A 16,280-nucleotide genomic window follows, 5' to 3' on the forward strand; every position below is an offset into this window, starting at 1 on the left:
AAGTCAAAGTTGAATATCGTTTATTGCTAATAAGCCCTGATCTTCTCGGCGCTTAAAGGCTGCATTAAACTATTGTGACCTAGGTTTTCTTCTATTGGGGTGCTGAAACCGGGACAGAAGACCGACGTGACCAGAAGGACGAAACGCAAGATAGGAAGAATGGCAAATGCCATTTTCCGGTCGTCGTATATTCCGACGGCTATTGCCCTTGTGGTTACAATCGCCGCCGGTATTTTTGCTGACATTCAGAACCGCGCGGTTTACGAGCAGTCTCAGCGGACACATGTTCTGGACAAGGTTTCTCTGATCCGCGCGCGCCTCGAAGGCAAAGTGACATCCAATATCCAGCTCGTGCATGGGCTTGTAAGCACAATCACCACCGAGCCGGGCATGAGCCAGGCACGTTATGAAAATCTTGCCTCCTATTTGTTCAGCCAGCCCAACGAATTGCTCAATGTCGCTGCGGCGCCGGACCTTGTGGTCAACTATGTCTATCCACGGGAAGGCAACGAGGCAGCAATCGGGCTCGATTACAGCCTCAACGCGCAACAGCGGGAAGCAGCCCTGCAGGCCCGCGACACGGGCGCACTGGTACTGGCCGGCCCGGTGCAACTGGTGCAGGGTGGGCGCGGCTTTATCGGCCGTTTTCCGGTCTTTGCGCGCAACGTAGCTGGCCAACCCTATTTCTGGGGCATCGTTTCGGCGGTAATCGATGCCGACCGGCTTTATGCGGAGGCCGGACTGCTTGATCCCGACCTCGATATCGATATTGCCATTACCGGCCATGACGGGACCGGAGCGTCAGGAAATACGTTTTTCGGCAATCCGGAAGTGCGTCGGCTCGATCCCGTCATCGCCGAAGTCGGGCTGCCAACCGGAAGCTGGATCGTTTCCGCAACGCCGAGGGGCGGATGGGGCGCTGCCCCGCCCAATACAGTGCAACTGTGGGCCATGATCGCAATTGCCTCAGCACTTGTTCTGCTGCCAATACTGATGGCCGGTCGACTGAGCGAAGAACGCAGAAAGGCGATTGCCGAGCAGCGTCATCGCGAGGCTGAACTGGCCCGGCTGTCGCGGCGGCTTGAACTGGCACTGGCGACCTCGCAGGTCGGTGTGTGGGACATGAACATCTTCACCGGCGAGTTGTCGTGGGACGACCGCATGAACGAAATCTATGGGTTGCCGACCGATGGCGGCATGCGGGAATACCATCACTGGTCGAACCGGCTGCATCCGGACGACCTGGCCCGCGCGCAGCGCGATTATAACGAAGCCATTCGTGCCAATGGCCGCTATGTTTCCAACTTCCGCGTGATTACTCCGCAGGGCGAAACGCGCCACATCCGGGCTATCGGCGCGGTTTCCAAGGACATGGAAGGCGAGGCGCATATCGTGGGCGTCAACTGGGACGTGACCACCGATGCCGAGCTTAACGAAGCGCTGGTGCGCGCCAAGACGCAGGCAGAAGCTAAAAATATCGAACTGGAAACGGCAAAGGCCCGAATCGAGCACAATGCCCTGCACGATTCCCTGACCGGGTTGCCTAACCGGCGCTATCTCGACGACATTCTGGAAATGCACGCCAAACGCGGCCAGCAGGGCGGAGGCAGCAATCTTGCGATCCTGCATATCGATCTGGACCGGTTCAAGCAGATCAACGATACGCTCGGCCATGCAGCAGGCGATGCCATGCTGATCCATGCCGCTGAAATCCTCAAGGCATCGGTGCGCCAATCGGATTTCGTGGCCCGGATCGGGGGCGACGAGTTCGTTGTATTGTGTCTTGGTGAAAAGAGTCGTGAGAGCCTGCGGGCGCTCGCCGAACGCATAATTGAGGCGATGCGCCAGCCGGTAATGTATAAAGGCCATGAATGCCGGATCGGTTCGAGTATCGGCATTGCATCGGGACAGGCAAAAGAGATCGACCCCAAGCAGGTGCTGGTCAATGCCGATATCGCACTTTATCGCGCCAAGGGGCGCGGGCGGAACCGGTGCGAATTTTTCTCCGACGAGTTGCAGGCCGAAATCATCACCACAAAGCGCGTTGCCGACGATATTCTTAATGGCATCGAAAACAGGGAGTTCGTGGCCTACTACCAGCCGCAGTTCGATGCAAAAACGCTCGACATTATCGGAGTGGAAGCGCTGGTGCGCTGGAACCATCCCTTGCGCGGGCTTTTGACGCCAAACACGTTCCTTTCGATTGCCGAAGACCTCAACGTGGTCGCAACGCTTGACCGGATCATGCTGGAACAATCGCTAAGCCAACTCACCCGATGGCGCGACGAAGGGCTCGAAATCGGCCGTGCCTCGGTAAATGTTTCGGCACGGCGCCTTCATGACGAGCATCTTGTCGAGTCCCTGCGCAAACTCAGTATCGACCCTGGCACGATTTCGTTCGAGCTTGTGGAATCGATCTATCTCGATGAGAGCGAGAATATCGTAAACTGGAACATCGACCAGATCCGCGACATGGGCATCGATATCGAGATCGACGATTTCGGCACCGGCCATACCTCGATCGTGAGCCTTTTGCAGTTGCGGCCAAGTCGCCTCAAGATCGATCGGCAGATCATCGAGCCGATCACAACCTCGCACGCGCAGCGCTCGCTGGTGCGCTCGATTATCGAAATCGGGCGCTCGCTCGGGATCGAAGCCGTGGCGGAGGGCGTGGAAACCCTCGATCAGGCCGTCCTGCTGCGTGATATGGGATGCCACAGCCTGCAGGGCTACGCCTTTGCCCGGCCAATGAGCGCGGAAGCGCTGACCGCTTTTGTCAAGGAAAACGCCTGGCGCAATGCGGGTTAGTTTGTTGGCGCCGATCGACGACGCTCAGCCTGAACTGTTACAGCAGCACATCTCAAAAGCTGTGGCCGGTGCCCGACTCATGGTAATCAGCGCCCGAACATCAGAAGGAGCAAAAACTTGAGCGAACCGACCATGGCCGAGGCAATTGAGGAGATTTATACGTCGCTCAAAGAGGACAATGCAGACATCGATCAGCGCATTGTTGCTCTCAAAAACGCAATGGCTCGCGAAGGTGCGCGCGAAGCCGTTTTCGATCCTTCCAAGCTGGCGCAAAACAACCGTGCTGGACGCAAGACGATGCAGGCCTATTTCCGGCAGCGTGGCGTGAACGTGAAATTTTCCGCATCATAGGCTCAAGCGCGGTGAACCTTTGGTGGGTTTCAACCCATTGCAATCGTTCAAGGGTACCTAACCCGGATCGCACGGTAGAAACTTGACGCACCTGGTGCGCAGTGGCAACGTGCCGTCGCCGAAAGCCGGAGACATGGCTGGAAGGATGGAGGTGGAGGCTGTGCAGCGGTGGTCGCTGAACAGTTCGTCTTGCGCGCGTGGCGGCGCGTTTGGCTGACAGCCCAGCCTTGAGTTATCAAATGAAAAATCTGGCTTTCAAGCCGACGATTATTGATCGTCTGACCGTACATCATTTTCGGTCCTCACTGCCACGTCAGGGTAGATCGGCATTTGACCGGGAATTTGCACTTATCCTGCACAACGAACGCCCTTTCCTGACCGATAAACTCACTCAGTCTCATATCATCTTTGTTGCCGCATTCCTGTCCGCCTATCGTACGCTGCGCTCTATGGGCCTCGGTAACGACGCAAGTAAAGAGAAACTGACGCCTGCGCTTTTCAGACTTGGACGCCGCACTGCAGCCTTCTTCACCTGGGCGGGTATTGCGATGTCGCGAAATCCGATGCAGGCGCTCCGTCGGTTCAGCGAGACAAAAGCGCAAAACGCATATGGGCCCAGCTTTGCTGTCGAAACGGCGGCTATCCCCGGCGGCTTCGTTTCAGAGGTAAAGCGCTGCGGATACAGGACATTTCTTGCGCGCCATGACGCGGTGGACCTCAATTCCCTGCTCTGCGAATGGGATCGAGTGTGGATCGATGCATTGCCCAAAAGCATTGACTTCCGGCGCCCGACGACTCTCGCAACTGGTTGCGCCTCTTGCCGGTTTGAGTTCCGGTATGCAGAGCGTAGTCTGTCTGGGAAAGGACCCCGTCCCATCAGCGATACAGCAACGAGGGAAAAGCCCGACCGTCGCATAGCTGACGATTAGGGGGGATTGGCTGGCCGGATTGATGAACTAGACCTGCCTCTGCACAAATCTTATAGCCGAGATTGCGACGTTGCAGTGACGGCTTCACCCTGATCGCGCTTGCTATGCCGGGGTGGGGCCGTCACCATCATCGGTTTTGACCGCCCCTTCGGCCATGCGCTGGCGGCGACGTTCGAGCCTTGCGCGGCGGGCCAACTGGAAGCTGGAGACCAGGGCCCTGACGATAAAATAGAAAAACACCCATGTGAAAATGGCCAGCGGTATCGCGCCGATCATCATGGTCTGGAACAAGGGCAGAATGCTCGAGAAATCGAGTGAGAAAAGACCGCCGGAAAGCTGCCGGGTGCTTTGTGCATCCATAATGGCCGCCGGATCGGCGGGATTGAGCCAGGCCATAATGGCGCTACCGAACTGGTAGGACAACGAGAAGAACAACGGAAAGGTGATCGGGTTGCCCCATGCGGTGCCGATGGCGGCGGCAAGCATGTTACCGCGCGTTATGAAGGCCAGCACAAAGCCGAGAAAGAAATGCACGCCCATGAGCGGGAAGACCGATACGGCAGCCCCCGAGGCAACACCGGACGCAATTGCATGAGGAGATGCGGTGAGGCGGAGAACTTTTTTGCGCAGATATGTCAGATACCGCCGCAGCCCCATGCGAGGCCATACGAAATTCTGCAGGCGCTCGTGCCAGCTTTTTACCGGCTTGCCCTTACCTACACTCATATGCCCTATACGTACTCCTGCGCTTTTCACGCTGCCTCTCATCTATTTAAACGCTCTGATCGTAATCCTACCACCGAAATAAGCCCATGTGCGGCGAAATCACTCTGGCGTTACCATATTCCACCCGGATCATTTAATAGTTGGCAAATTTGCAACGCTTGAACGGTGATTGGGGCATTGGCATCGCTCTTGCCAAGCGAATATGACAATATTGTCATAATACATTGGCAAAGCCGCGCCCTTTCGATAAAGGCTGGCGACAAAATTCCTGCCTATAGCTTGCGCCCTCAAAACAAAGATCGCTCTCGACGGAATGGCCAAAAGTGCAATCGACAAGGACCTGAAAAGGGTCAATCAGCTTCAGCATGCCACACACGATGCGTCCCGTGCGATGGCTGCGCCGGGATTGGCGCTCGTCTTTCTTTTGGCAGCGCTGCTTTTTGCAACCTTTGTGGTAACAAGCGGACCTCTGAGCTACCTCGTCATCATCGCAACGGTGATCGCCGCCTATATGGCGCTCAATATTGGTGCCAACGACGTGGCAAACAATATGGGGCCTGCCGTGGGTGCGCGTGCGCTGACCATGGTGGGCGCGCTTGCCATTGCCGCGATCTGCGAGGCGGCCGGGGCGCTGCTGGCCGGTGGCGACGTGGTGAATACCATTTCGCGCGACATCATCGCGTCCGACGTGCAGCTAAGCACCACGGCCTTCATCATGATCATGATGGCGGCGCTTTTGTCGTCCGCGCTGTGGATCAATCTGGCAACCGTGATCGGGGCGCCGGTTTCCACGACCCATTCCGTGGTCGGCGGGGTTGTCGGTGCCGGAATTGCAGCGGCCGGTTTCAGTGCGATCATCTGGCCGACAATGGCCCGGATCGCTGCAAGCTGGGTGATCTCCCCGCTTCTTGGTGGGCTGATGGCGGCAGGCCTGCTCGCCATCGTCAATTTCACGATCCTGCGGCAGCGCGACAAGGTGGATTCGGCCCGGATCTGGGTACCGGTTCTGGTGGCACTGATGTGCGGCGTTTTTGCCATGTACATGTCCATGAAGGGGTTGAGCAGGGTCTGGCGTCCCGAGCCGCATATGGTCCTGATGGTGGGCCTGATCTTTGCCGGGTTGGGCTGGTTGGCATCGGTGCCCTGGGTCAAAAAGCGCACCATGGGCATGGACAATTCCAACAAGCATGTGGGTACGCTGTTCCGCCTGCCGCTGATTTTTTCGACCGCGCTTTTGAGCTTCGCCCATGGCGCCAACGACGTCGCTAACGCCGTTGGCCCTTTGGCCGCGATTGTGGCGGCGGTGGAGGCTGGGGCAACAGGGCAAGGTGCGGTTGCGCTGCCGATCTGGGTGCTGGCGATCGGCGGGCTGGGCATTGCCGTTGGGCTGGCGCTGTTCGGCCCACGCGTGATCCGCATCGTTGGTGAAAAGATTACCAAGCTCAATGAAATCCGGGGCTATTGCGTGGCGCTTTCTGCGGCGACAACAGTGTTGATTGCCTCAGCGCTGGGGTTGCCCGTTTCGTCGACCCATATCGCAGTTGGTGCGATTTTCGGTGTCGGATTCCTGCGTGAAGGGCTGTCGAACAAGGGCCTCAAGAACAAGGCTGTAAGTCCTGAGGGCATCTTTTTGAAGACCGACCACCTCAACCAGACGCCGGAAGAAGCGATTACCAATTATCAGAAGCGGCAAAAGCGTTATCTGGTGCGCCGTCAGCACGCATTTTCAATTGGCGCGGCCTGGGTAATCACCGTGCCGGCCGCAGGGGCGCTGTCGGCCTGCATCTATTTCGCGATGACACTGCTGTTCGGGGTCTGACGCTTCCTGGCCTCGCGTTGAGCCAAAGCGATGGCAACATCGGCCAGTCCGTCATGGGTGATGAGCCGTTTTGCCTCCGGCACCACCGCCCAGTGGCGGTAACGCTGACGCTTTTCCTTCCAGTCCTGCAACTGATTGGTTACGCGCAGCGGGAAAATCTGCACTTCGATTGGCGCCGGGCGCTCTTCGGTGACAGGCAGATAATAAGACCCGATGGGCGATTGCTCAATCTCGCCTTCGACGCCCGCTTCCTCATAGGCCTCGAGTGCGGCGCTATCCCAGGCTGTCATGCCTTCGACTTGCCGTCCCTTGGGGAAAATCCATTTGCCACGCCCGCGTGATGTGACCAGAAGCACGACGCAGTGCCCATCTACGACAGTATAGGGGAGCGCGCCGAATTGCGGGCCGGGCAATTCGACTTCGGCGGGCTGAAACCCGCGGAACATTGCAAACAGTCTTTCGAGCATCGCGATCTGACTCGGGCTCCTGCCAAAAGGGTGTCGATTGCCTGAAAATACGCTGATTTGGCGCATCCGGGCAATGGGACGTAAAGGTTTGGTGAAAAAGCGGTTCACCCCATAGCAGCAATGGGATCGGATGAATATGGTTGGGAATACACACGCCAAAAAGAATCACCCAAGAGCTGCAAGGAGCGTTTCACAGCAATGACTGTCGAGATCGACATGGGCGCAACCAAAACGGGCACATCGGCCCGGCTCGATCTGGAGGAATTGCTGGCGACTCGGCTTTTGGTGCAGGGCAATTCCGGCTCGGGCAAATCGCACCTGTTGCGGCGCCTGCTCGAACAAAGCGCACCATGGGTGCAGCAATGCGTGATCGACCCCGAAGGCGATTTCGTCACCCTAGCCGACAAATTCGGCCATGTGGTTGTGGAAGCGAACCGTTCCGAGCACGAGTTGACCCGCATCGCCGGGCGTATCCGGCAACACCGGGTTTCGGTGGTGCTGTCGCTCGAAGGGCTGGATGCTGAAGCGCAGATGCGCGCGGCGGCGGCGTTTCTCGGCGGGCTATTCGATGCGGATCGCGATTTCTGGTATCCGATCCTCGTGGTGGTCGATGAGGCGCAGCTTTTCGCGCCCGCTGCCGGGGGCGAGGTTTCGGACGAAGCGCGTAAGCTCTCGCTGGGTGCGATGACCAACCTTATGTGCCGGGGCCGCAAGCGCGGACTGGCCGGGGTGATCGCTACGCAGCGCCTTGCCAAGCTGGCGAAAAACGTTGCGGCGGAAGCGTCGAACTTTCTGATGGGCCGAACCTTTCTCGATATCGACATGGCGCGGGCGGGCGATCTGTTGGGCATGGACCGGCGCTCGACCGAAATGTTCCGCGATCTGGAACGCGGGCATTTCGTAGCACTGGGTCCGGCGCTGGCACGGCGTCCGCTGCCCATTACTATCGGGCCCGTTGAAACTGCCGCACGCTCGACAAGCCCCAAACTGATGCCGCTGCCCGAAACGGCAGGCGAGGACGCCGCAGATCTGATCTTTACGCCAAGCGCCGATGAAGACATCCGCCCAATGCCGCGCCGGGCGAGCCAGCCCGCGCCGCGCCCCACCGCCGACATTCTGGCGCAATTGAGCGCGCCGCAACCGCAGGCCGAAGCTGAGCCGCAGGGGCTTTTTCCTGAGATCGACATGGCTGAGCGCGATGCGCTGATATCCGATGTGTTGAGCGAGATACTGGAAGACCCCGATGCCAGCTATCGCTCGGTTGCCGTGCTTTATCAGGATTTTCTGGTGCGCTGTCGTATCCGCCGGGTGCCGGGCACCCCGCCCGATCTTGCCGATTTCAAACGCCGGTTTGCGGTTGCCCGCGCCGGGGTCGATACGCAGACAGCAGAAGGCAGTGCGTGGAAAACGGCGCTCGAGTTGGCACAATCGCTGGCCGAAGACGTGCAAGGGGTGTTTCTGGTTCTGGCGCGTGCGGCGGTCGAAAAACTCCCCTGTCCTTCCGATGCAACGCTGGCGCGGGCCTATGGCTCCCATTCAGCCGGGCGGGCGCGGCGATTGCTCACCTATTTCGAGGAGCGCGACCTTATCGTGCTCCGGGCCGATTTTTCGGGCCAGCGGATCGTCGCTTTCCCTGATCTGGGTTGCGAGACGGCGCCGGGCGATGCCAATGGACCGGCGGAAAACCCCACCGATCGCGCGGCTGCGGAATAAGGCGGCTTGCCTAATCGGCTCCGATTGGCGAGATAGGCGCCATGAGCGTTTCCGCCCCCCTACCCATCGACGCGGTTCTGCCTGAGCTTGCGGCAGCACTTGAGCGCGGTACGCGCGCGGTGCTGGTTGCCGCGCCCGGTGCAGGCAAGACCACGCGCGTTCCGCTGGCCCTGCTCGATGCTCCGTGGCGGAACGATGGCAAGATCGTCATGCTCGAACCGCGACGGCTGCCAGCGCGGGCCGCCGCACGGCGTATGGCGCAAACGCTGAGCGAAGCGGTTGGCGAGACGGTCGGCTATCGCGTGCGGATGGATACCAAGGTCTCCCCCAGAACGCGCATCGAGGTCGTGACCGAGGGCGTTTTTTCGCGCATGTTGATCGACGATCCCGAACTGTCAGGCATTGCAGCGGTCATATTCGACGAGTTTCACGAGCGGAGCCTTGATGGCGATCTGGGGCTGGCGCTGACGCTTGATGCCAGTGCCTTGCGCGAGGATTTGCGCATTCTTGTTATGTCGGCAACGCTCGATGGTGCTCGCGTGGCCAGCCTTTTGGGCGATGCGCCGGTGATCGAAAGCGCGGGCCGCGCCTTTCCGATTGAAACCCGGCATATCGTGCCCGACGCCAATGCGCGGATCGAAGATAGCGTGATTGCCACTGTGCTTTCGGCAATGCGCGAGGAAGCAGGCTCAGTTCTGGTGTTTCTGCCGGGCCAGGCCGAAATCCGGCGGGTGGCCGAGCGGCTTCACAGTCAAGTCGGTCCCGATACCGATATTGCGCCGCTTTACGGCCAGCTTTCGGGTGCTGAACAGGATATGGCTATCCAGCCCGCCCAAACAGGGCGCCGCAAGATCGTACTGGCGACGGCCATTGCGCAAACGTCTCTGACAATCGAAGGGATCAGGATTGTCATTGATTCCGGTCTGGCCCGGGTGCCGGTATTCGAGCCGGAAACCGGGCTGACGCGCCTGGCGACGCGGCGCGTTTCACTGGCGGCGGCGGACCAGCGGCGCGGACGTGCCGGGCGTACCGAACCGGGCGTTTGCTACCGGCTCTGGCATGAAGGGCAGAATGCCAGCCTTGAGCCATTCGATGCGCCTGAAATTTTCTCTGCCGATCTGACCAGCCTGGTTCTCGATCTTGCCAGTTGGGGCGTGACCGACCCGGCAACGCTGTCATTCCCCGATCAGCCGCCGATGGTTGCATGGAGCAAGGCCAAAACAGCGCTTGCCGCATTGGGAGCGTTGGACCAGACCGGCGGTTTGACAGCGTTGGGGCGTAAGCTCTCTGCTCTGCCACTCGACCCGCGGCTGGGCGCGATGCTGGTTGCCGCCGCTGATGACGGCGAGGCGATGGACGCGGCGCTGGCGGCGGTAGTGCTTGGGGAACCGGGGCTTGGCGGCAACGGTAGCGACCTTGCCGAACGCGTCGCGCGGATTGCACGGCAAGATAATGCCCGCGCAAAATCGGCGCGTGCGCTTGCGGCGCGGCTGGCCAGACAGGCAGGCGGCAATGACCGAATCGGCATGATCGATGTGGGTTCTCATCTGGCGCGTGCCTATCCTGACCGCATTGCACAGAGGGTGGGCGTGGGCCGGTTCCGGCTTGCAGTCGGGCGGCAAGCGCGGATGGAGGAAACCGATGCGCTGGCGCAGGCCGAGTTTCTCGTTGTTGCAGAAATGACGGGCTCTGCCCAGAGCGGGTTCATCCGGCAGGCCGCAGGCATTTCCCGCGAAGACCTTCACGCGTTGCTGGACGACAGAATCATGGGCGGCGAGACCCTGCAGTTTGACCGTGAAGCCAAGGCTGTTCGGGCGCGGATGCAGACCCGGTTCGGCGCGCTGGTGTTCGACGATGCGCCCGCGCAGATTACCGATCTGGAGCAGGCGGCACATCTTTTGGCGCAAGGCGCCATCGAGATTGGCATTGACCGGCTGGCGTGGAGCAGGGAGCAGATGTCGCTACGCGGGCGAGCCTCTTTTTTGCGCGCGCATATCGGAGAGGATTGGCCCGACCTTTCGGCGCGTGGTTTAAGCGATGCCGGGCCGGACTGGCTCGCTCCGCATCTTTATGGGCTGACACGGATTGCCGAAATCACGGCCGAACATTTGAGTGCCGCTTTGTTCGCACTTTTGCCGTGGGAGAAAAGACAGGAGATGGAACGGCTATTGCCGAGCCATTTTGATGCGCCTTCAGGCAGTCGCATACCGATCGATTATGGCGCGGAAAACGGTCCTGTTCTGGCGATCCGGGTGCAGGAATTGTTCGGGCTCGATAGCCATCCCTCCATCGCCAATGGCCGGGTCAAGCTGCTTTTGAGCCTGCTGTCGCCAGCCCATCGCCCGATCCAGACCACGCGCGATCTGCCCGGCTTCTGGCGAGGGAGCTGGCGCGACGTGGCCAAGGACCTCAAGGGGCGCTATCCCAAGCATTTCTGGCCCGACGATCCGATTGCTGCGCAAGCGACGAGCCGTGCCAAGCCCCGCGGGCAATAGCGCCAACGTTTGCTGGCACTCACGGTAACGCAGTGCTGATTTCCCACAAGGCTCTGATTCAGATAAACTAATTGTTGCAGGGAAATGCGAGAACAAAAGGGATGGGTCCGCTGTTGTGTAGCGCTTGAGAAAGGAGCGTGATTGACAATGGACAAGGATTTTTTGAGACAGATCAGCGGCTATGGCCTGACCACAGCCGAGATTCATTATCGCATGCCTGATCAACCATCATTGCTGCAGCTTTTCATATGGCAGCATCACGATCTGGCCCCCGATTTTCCAACACTGAAACGCTTTTTGAGCTTTTGGGAGCGCGAGATCGACGGGCCGCTGCATTCGGTGCGTGTGGCCCATCAGAAACTGATCCGGCCCGCCGAATGGCGCGCCGTGGACGGGATCATATCTCTGCATTGACCAACACGGCAGCAGCAAGGCCGCACCAAAGCAGGGTAACTGGTTTTCGATGCCTTCATGTCGGCCTGCTCAATGGCGGATGGCAATAGACGCTTGTAGTGACATCGGGTTAGGCTCGCGCCAGTCCAGTAGCAGGAGCCTAATATGCAATCGGTGTTTCACCTCGCCTATCACGTTACCGATCTTGACGATGCACGGCGCTTTTATGGCGGCGTGCTCGGGTGCATGGAAGGGCGTTCGACGGAAACCTGGGTGGATTTCGACTTTTTTGGCCATCAGATTTCGCTGCATCTGGGCGAACCCTTCAAGACAACCCGCACCGGCAAGGTTGGCGATCACATGGTGATGATGCCCCATCTGGGCGTCGTGCTGCCGCTCGAGGACTGGAAGGCGCTGGCCGAGCGGCTGGAACACGGCGGGGTTGCTTTTGACATACCGCCGGTTATCCGTTTTGAGGGTGAGCCGGGTGAGCAGCGCACGATGTTTTTCACCGACCCTTCGGGCAACCCCATCGAAGTGAAGGGCTTTGCCGATTTTGCGGGACTGTTTGCGAAATAAAGGCAGACCTCCGTTGCAGATTTTGCAACGATCCCGCACGCCAGAAGGCTGTTCTAGCGCTCCGCGACCACGGCCCGTACGGCGTCTATAAAGGCACTGGTGGGGAGGTCAAACTCTGTACCCGCGCGGATGGTGATGCCAACAGGACCGTGGCTGGCGCTCAAATCGGCATTGAGCGTGACGAGATCGCCATTTTTGAGATCGGCAGCAACCACAGATCGCGATATGATCCAGACGGCATCGGTAAAAAGGGTATAGGCGCGTCCAAACGAGTTTGAAACCGTCTCGATTTCATGGGCGAGCGGGCCGACCGCGGCGGCGACCAGCAGGGCTTCGACTATGGGCCGAATGATGGCCCCACGCGGCGGCATCAGCACCGGGAAGCCTTCGACAACGCGCAGTTGGAGATCGATGGCTTTTGCCAGCGGGTGATCGGGCCGCACGGCCAGCACCAGATCTTCCGAATAAAGATGCTCGAAAACCAGCCCGCTCATCACGTCAGGATGCGGCATGCGTCCGACCACAAGATCGATGCTACCGCTGCGTAACAGTGACAGGAGGTGGGGGCTGGGTCCGCTTTCTACATGGACCCGTGTGCCGAGCGGACTTTTTGCAAAGCGGGCAACAGCTTGCGGTACCACTTCCACCTCGACGGTCGGCAACGCGCCGAGGCGCACAAGGCCGCTCTCACCACCCTGCCCGGCCAATGTATCGACCCCTTGCCGCAGCGCGGCAACTGAGGCATTGGCGTAGCGCAAGAAAGTCTGCCCAGCCTCGGTCAACACTAGCTTGCGCCCCGTCCTGTTAAAAAGCGCAACGCCGAGTGCATCTTCAAGTTCGGCAAGGGCTTTGGAGACCGCAGGCTGTGACAATCCGAGCGCAAGGCCCGCAGCGACCACGCCGCCCTGGCGATTGACTTCCAGAAAGCAGGAAATGTGCCGGAGCTTGATGCGCGGGTCGATAAGGGATGGGGGCATTTCCGTTTGCCAATCTAAGTTACAAGACTGATCTCTGACAGCTTCAAATATTCTATTATCGTATATTTCGGGTGGAAACTATCATTTTACGGCGCGCCATCTCTAGGTTTTAATACGTTCTGGTTATGTAATTCCCAATTCAGGGTCAGATGATGAGCAAGTTCATTCCGCTGGAACAGGCGGTGCGCGAAAATCTCAATGATGGTGATACGGTGGCCTTTGAAGGCTTCACCCATCTCATTCCCCATGCGGCGGGGCATGAGGCAATCCGGCAGGGCAAAAAAGACCTGACCCTGATCCGCATGACGCCCGATATTTTGTATGACCAGTTCATCGGCATGGGGCTGGCAAAGCGGGTGGTCTTTTCCTACGCGGGCAATCCCGGCGTCGGGCTGTTGCGCCGCATGCGCGATGCCATCGAGAACCAGTATCCGCGCGCAATCGAAACAGTCGAGCATTCGCACGCGGCCATGGCCAACGCCTATGAAGCGGGCGCGGCTGGCCTGCCCTGCGCGATTTTCCGTGGCTATAAGGGCGCCGACCTGCCCAAGGTAAACCCCAACATAAAAAGCGTTGTCTGCCCCTTTACAGGGGAAGAATTGGCGGCAGTGCCCGCGATCCGGCCCGATGTGACCTTCATCCACGCGCAAAAAGCCAATGAAAAAGGCGATGTGCTGATCGAAGGTATTGTGGGCGTACAAAAGGAAGCTGCCCTTGCGGCGAGGCGCGTTGTCGTGACGGTCGAAGAGATCGTGCCGGACTTTAAGGGCCTGCATCCCAATCTGACCATTCTGCCGCACTGGACCGTAACAGCAATCTGTCAGGTCAGAGGCGGCGCGCATCCCTCCTATACCCACGGCTATTACGAACGCGACAACGCCACCTATCTCGAATGGGACAAGGTGAGCGCGGATCGCGAACTGTTCGCCAAGTGGATGGACGATAATGTTTTGAATGCGACACCAGCGGTGTTTGCCGAACGGACGAAGGGGCTTTGAAAATGTCTGACGTTACCCCAACCGAAATGATGACCGTTGCCGCCTCGCGGGCTCTGACCAGCAAGGACGTTTGTTTTGTCGGTATCGGCGCGCCATCGGCAGCCTGCAATGTAGCCCGGCTGACCCACGCGCCTGACATTACGCTGATCTATGAATCGGGCACCATCGGCACCGCGCCCGATGTGCTGCCGCTTTCCATCGGTGATGGTGAGCTTTGCGAAACGGCTGTAACCACCGTGGCGGTGCCTGAAATGTTCCGCTACTGGCTGCAGGGCGGGCGCATCACCGTCGGGTTCCTCGGTGCCGCACAGATCGACAAGTTCGGCAATATCAATACCACCGTGATCGGTGACTACCATCAGCCCAAAGTGCGCCTGCCGGGCGGCGGCGGGGCGCCGGAGATCGCGTCCTCCTGCGGTGAGATTTACATCACACTCAAGCAGGCCAAGCGGGCCATGGTGGAAAAGATCGATTTTTTCACCTCGTTCGGCCATGGCGAGGGTGGCGATCATCGTCAGCGCCTCGGGATCACCACCAAAGGCCCAACGCTGCTGATTACCGATCTTGCGATCTGGAAGCCGGATCCTGAAACCAAGGAATTTACTGTCGTCTCGCTGCATCCGGGCGTCACGCGCGATATGGTGCAGGAAACCTGTGGCTGGGAAGTCAAATTCGCCGATAATCTGGAAACGACCCCAGCACCATCGACAACCGAGTTGATGACCTTGCGTGACCTGCAGGAACGCACAAAGCGCGCCCATGAAGGCGGAAAGGCAGCCTAATGACCCAGGCTTATATCTGCGCTTATATCCGCACGCCCATTGGCCGGTTCGGAGGTGCCCTCTCGAAAGTGCGTCCCGACGATCTTGGCGCCATTGCGCTCAAGGCTCTGATGGAAACGAACCCCAGTGTCGACTGGGCTGCGGTTGACGATGTGATTTTCGGCAATGCCAATCAGGCGGGCGAGGACAATCGCAACGTTGCACGCATGAGCCTTTTGCTTGCCGGCATGCCTGAAACCGTGACCGGCACGACGATCAACCGGCTGTGTGGCTCAGGGTTGGATGCGGTTCTGACCGCCGCGCGCGCAATCAAGGCAGGTGAAGCAGACCTGATGATCGCAGGCGGCACGGAATCGATGAGCCGCGCGCCGTTCGTGATGCCCAAGGCCGAAACGGCCTTTTCGCGTAATGCGGAAATCTATGACACGACAATCGGATGGCGCTTCGTCAACCCGGTGATGAAAAAGCTTTATGGCGTGGATTCCATGCCTGAGACCGGCGAAAACGTCGCTGAAGACTATAAGGTCAGCCGCGAGGATCAGGATGCCTTTGCGCTGCGCAGCCAGAACAAGGCCGCCGCTGCGCAGGAAAACGGGCGACTGGCAAAGGAAATTACGCCAGTTACCATCCCGCAGCGCAAGGGCGATCCCATCGTCGTTGACAAGGACGAGCATCCCCGCGCAACGCGTTTGGAAAAGCTCGCGAGTTTGCCAACGCCCTTCAAAAAGGAAGGCGGCACAGTAACGGCTGGTAATGCGTCGGGCGTCAACGATGGCGCCGCGGCGCTGATCGTTGCCAGCGAAGCGGCGGTGATGAAATATGGCCTTACCCCGCTTGCCCGTGTGGTCGGTGGCGCGACCGCTGGCGTTGCACCACGGGTGATGGGGATCGGTCCCCTGCCCGCATCCGAGAAACTGGCAGCGCGTTTGGGCATTAGGCCAAGCGATTTCGATCTTGTCGAACTCAACGAGGCCTTTGCTTCACAGGGTATTGCGATTTTGCGCGGGCTCGGGATTGCCGAAGATGCCGATCACGTCAACCCCAATGGCGGCGCGATTGCGCTTGGCCATCCGCTCGGCATGAGTGGTGCGCGTATTGCGGGCACAGCAGCACTGGAGATGAGCCTTACCGGCAAAAAGCGCGCGCTTGTGACCATGTGCATCGGTGTCGGGCAGGGTATCGCGGCTGCTTTGGAAGCGGTGTGATCGCGCTCAAGACCGGTGCCAGCAGGATCACGCCGCAC

14 protein-coding genes are annotated in these 16,280 nt (G+C 59.2%); 11 read left to right on the top strand and 3 right to left on the bottom strand.

Annotated features, from left to right (window positions below; genetic code table 11):
- Positions 1–159: 159 nt before the first annotated feature.
- The 3 genes from EO133_RS03595 to EO133_RS03605 all read left to right on the top strand — a co-directional run bounded on the left by EO133_RS03595 (position 160) and on the right by EO133_RS03605 (position 4,088).
- Entirely contained in the window at positions 160–2,808 is a 2,649-nt protein-coding gene (locus tag EO133_RS03595; RefSeq protein WP_127071308.1) for a bifunctional diguanylate cyclase/phosphodiesterase, read from the top strand.
- A 132-nt stretch (positions 2,809–2,940) separates the two neighbouring features.
- Positions 2,941–3,159, top strand: coding sequence for a hypothetical protein (locus EO133_RS03600; RefSeq protein WP_164734871.1), 219 nt, complete (start codon positions 2,941–2,943; stop codon positions 3,157–3,159).
- Between the two features lie 239 nt (positions 3,160–3,398).
- Positions 3,399–4,088, top strand: coding sequence for an L-2-amino-thiazoline-4-carboxylic acid hydrolase (locus tag EO133_RS03605; RefSeq protein WP_127071310.1), 690 nt, complete (start codon positions 3,399–3,401; stop codon positions 4,086–4,088).
- Between the two features lie 102 nt (positions 4,089–4,190).
- Here the strand turns inward: EO133_RS03605 and EO133_RS03610 are convergent, their stop codons facing one another.
- Positions 4,191–4,814 (bottom strand): DUF2062 domain-containing protein, encoded by a 624-nt coding sequence (locus tag EO133_RS03610; protein WP_164734868.1) that lies wholly within the window; start codon positions 4,812–4,814, stop codon positions 4,191–4,193.
- 313 nt (positions 4,815–5,127) lie between these two features.
- On the opposite strand from EO133_RS03610, the gene EO133_RS03615 reads away from it, so the two are divergent.
- On the top strand, positions 5,128–6,633 hold the full coding sequence (locus EO133_RS03615) for an inorganic phosphate transporter (RefSeq protein WP_127071312.1): 1,506 nt from the start codon (positions 5,128–5,130) through the stop codon (positions 6,631–6,633).
- Here the strand turns inward: EO133_RS03615 and EO133_RS03620 are convergent.
- On the bottom strand, positions 6,600–7,100 hold the full coding sequence (locus EO133_RS03620; protein ID WP_127071313.1) for an NUDIX hydrolase: 501 nt from the start codon (positions 7,098–7,100) through the stop codon (positions 6,600–6,602). The two genes, EO133_RS03615 and EO133_RS03620, sit on opposite strands and share 34 nt — an antisense overlap.
- Positions 7,101–7,298: 198 nt before the next feature.
- On the opposite strand from EO133_RS03620, the gene EO133_RS03625 reads away from it, so the two are divergent.
- From EO133_RS03625 to EO133_RS03640, 4 genes are all read left to right on the top strand, one after another.
- Positions 7,299–8,813, top strand: coding sequence for a helicase HerA domain-containing protein (locus EO133_RS03625; RefSeq protein ID WP_127071314.1), 1,515 nt, complete (start codon positions 7,299–7,301; stop codon positions 8,811–8,813).
- 41 nt (positions 8,814–8,854) lie between these two features.
- Complete coding sequence (hrpB, locus tag EO133_RS03630) at positions 8,855–11,308, top strand: ATP-dependent helicase HrpB (protein WP_127071315.1); 2,454 nt, start codon at positions 8,855–8,857, stop codon at positions 11,306–11,308.
- Between the two features lie 147 nt (positions 11,309–11,455).
- Positions 11,456–11,722, top strand: coding sequence for an usg protein (locus EO133_RS03635; RefSeq protein ID WP_127071316.1), 267 nt, complete (start codon positions 11,456–11,458; stop codon positions 11,720–11,722).
- Between the two features lie 144 nt (positions 11,723–11,866).
- Entirely contained in the window at positions 11,867–12,280 is a 414-nt protein-coding gene (locus tag EO133_RS03640; RefSeq protein WP_127071317.1) for a VOC family protein, read from the top strand.
- A 53-nt stretch (positions 12,281–12,333) separates the two neighbouring features.
- On the opposite strand, the gene pcaQ is transcribed toward EO133_RS03640, so the two are convergent.
- Entirely contained in the window at positions 12,334–13,257 is a 924-nt protein-coding gene (gene pcaQ, locus EO133_RS03645; RefSeq protein ID WP_127071318.1) for a pca operon transcription factor PcaQ, read from the bottom strand.
- Positions 13,258–13,409: 152 nt separating this feature from the next.
- Here pcaQ and EO133_RS03650 point away from each other — a divergent pair, with 152 nt between their 5' ends.
- The 3 genes from EO133_RS03650 to pcaF are packed head-to-tail and all read left to right on the top strand — an operon-like array spanning position 13,410 to position 16,242.
- Entirely contained in the window at positions 13,410–14,255 is an 846-nt protein-coding gene (locus EO133_RS03650) for a CoA transferase subunit A (protein WP_127071319.1), read from the top strand.
- 2 nt (positions 14,256–14,257) lie between these two features.
- Positions 14,258–15,037, top strand: coding sequence for a CoA-transferase subunit beta (locus tag EO133_RS03655; protein ID WP_127071320.1), 780 nt, complete (start codon positions 14,258–14,260; stop codon positions 15,035–15,037).
- On the top strand, positions 15,037–16,242 hold the full coding sequence (gene pcaF / locus EO133_RS03660; RefSeq protein WP_127071321.1) for a 3-oxoadipyl-CoA thiolase: 1,206 nt from the start codon (positions 15,037–15,039) through the stop codon (positions 16,240–16,242). The genes EO133_RS03655 and pcaF overlap by 1 nt, the downstream gene beginning before the upstream one ends.
- The last annotated feature ends 38 nt before the right edge of the window (positions 16,243–16,280 follow it).

This window comes from Pelagibacterium lentulum, assembly GCF_003992625.1.
Lineage (GTDB): Bacteria > Pseudomonadota > Alphaproteobacteria > Rhizobiales > Devosiaceae > Pelagibacterium > Pelagibacterium lentulum.